Raw genomic sequence first — 1,360 nt, forward strand, 5'->3', positions numbered from 1 at the left:
TTTATCCACAGTATCCAAAATGATAACTTACTATCCAGAACCGTTATTACTATTCAATATTTGCCGATTCATGTTCATATCCAGATCCCTAGATACAAACACAAATCAGCCACAGCAAACTAATTAATCAGTATTTTCTATGTATTTTTTTCTTTTTGATTTTTTGAAGAGAAGAAGAAGTATCCACCGCCTATGACAATGATCAACAAGGGCCAGAAATACATATTCATCTTAAATTTGCCTCCTGTGCCCACAGCGAAAGGGAAGCGTGATACATGCTCTATTCCATTGTCCCTAACTGTTACCAGTCCTACAAAATTTCCTTCTGTGGGAAATGTATGTTCAAACGTGACTGATCCATTCGAGTACACTTTTGGAGGGATATGCATGACGGTAATCTCGTCAAGATTTCCTTCTTCCCCCGGCTCTGCACCTGTATCACGAATAATACGTACTTCTGTTGTTAACGGTCTCAGCGCTTCATCAATATAATCCAGTGCTACCACTGTACGACCAGTATTGGGTATATCCTCACAGAATTCCTGCTCTTGCGAGCTTTCAGGCTGGTAGCCCGTAAAGTGCATGGTATAAGGCCCAACCGTGAGTTTACACATATCCTCCGCCATAGACAGTCCGCCATGAGCATAAGCTTGCATCCAGCAGGTCATGCCCAGTAACATTCCAACCAGCCATTTAATGCCGGTTATTGTCCATCCTTTTGTCATCTATCTATCCTCCCTGTCTTTTATATTTTTGTCGCAAATCATGTCGGCACTCTCTATGAGACTGCCTGAATTTAATCGTCTTCAGATTTAAACCAGCTTTTTAAGCGGCCGGATTGTATCAGCTTATACAGCAGCCAACTCAGGAACAGGAGCGCAATTGCCGGGCCTGCCCAGGTGCGTGCAAGCTTGCCATAATCAACCATTTCAACTCGCAGCTGGTAATAATAATTTAGCGGAGGGACTCCTTCTGCCGTTACTATTACTGAATATAACCCTTTATCCAGTCTGCCTATTCCATTAATGACTCCATCGGGGTGATGAGCTGCATTGACCTGGATGATCATATCTCCTTCTTTTTCTTCACCTCTGAATACTTTCATACCTACCGGCATATCGCGTAAACCCAGGTCTATCAGATCCACAACCAAATAGGTATCTCCAGCCATTGGAATCTCCGTGCAATAATGCCCGCCCCGATCAAATTGAGGCTGATAGGTGTTCAGGTGCACCATATTTTCACCTATCTGGCGCACGCAGGTATCTTCCTCCAGTGATACACGACCATGCCCCAAGGCTGTATTCGTGTAACACAAGATGGCAAGAACACAAGTCATAAAAGCCAGTTGTACCGATTG

2 protein-coding genes are annotated in these 1,360 nt (G+C 43.7%); both read right to left on the reverse strand.

Annotation, left to right across the window (positions count from 1 at the left end; all coding sequences use genetic code 11):
- Positions 1 to 137: 137 nt before the first annotated feature.
- Positions 138 to 725: a hypothetical protein gene (locus ABF86_RS11475; protein WP_074456501.1), complete on the reverse strand. Its 588-nt coding sequence runs from the start codon at positions 723 to 725 to the stop codon at positions 138 to 140.
- A 71-nt stretch (positions 726 to 796) separates the two neighbouring features.
- The coding region (locus tag ABF86_RS11480) for a hypothetical protein (RefSeq protein ID WP_240142324.1) at positions 797 to 1,360 on the reverse strand (564 nt) is incomplete at its 5' end.

The organism is Nitrosomonas sp. GH22 (assembly GCF_009833115.1).
Taxonomy (GTDB): domain Bacteria; phylum Pseudomonadota; class Gammaproteobacteria; order Burkholderiales; family Nitrosomonadaceae; genus Nitrosomonas; species Nitrosomonas eutropha.